Origin of the sequence: Massilia sp. BKSP1R2A-1 (assembly GCF_050586525.1) — a bacterium.
Lineage (GTDB): Bacteria > Pseudomonadota > Gammaproteobacteria > Burkholderiales > Burkholderiaceae_D > Telluria.
The window spans coordinates 1-355 of the sequence record NZ_JBOBRE010000055.1; the positions used below are offsets into that span (position 1 = coordinate 1).

Annotated in this window: 1 pseudogene; it reads left to right on the forward strand. The window is 57.7% G+C overall.

Going from position 1 to position 355, the window contains the following annotated elements:
• Nucleotides 1-216: pseudogene (locus ACQ7JA_RS25050) on the forward strand (transposase); the annotation flags it as partial.
• Between the last annotated feature and the right edge of the window lie 139 nt (nucleotides 217-355).

A 355-nucleotide genomic window follows, 5' to 3' on the forward strand; every position in this document is an offset into this window, starting at 1 on the left:
GCGCGTCTTGAACAGACACCCGACGCCATGCGCATCCGGCGTTCAACCGTCGAGCATCCCTATGCCACGATCAAGGCATGGATGGGATCCACGCACTTTCTAACGAAAGGACTGGAGCGTGTGAAGGTCGAGATGAGCCTGCACGTGCTCGCGTATAACTTCAGTCGTTTGCTCACGCTGCTTGGCATACAGGGCATGCTGGCGGCGATCAGGGCGTACACCCGTTTTCTGCCGCGAACCGGGCTGTTTGGGGCCTTCTTGCTTCTGGTCTTGCCGAGGATTGGAAAACAGGTCGGCCAAGGCTATGGCGCTTCTATAGGCTTCTGGATAGGCCGTGAGCCGTATAATTCGGCTC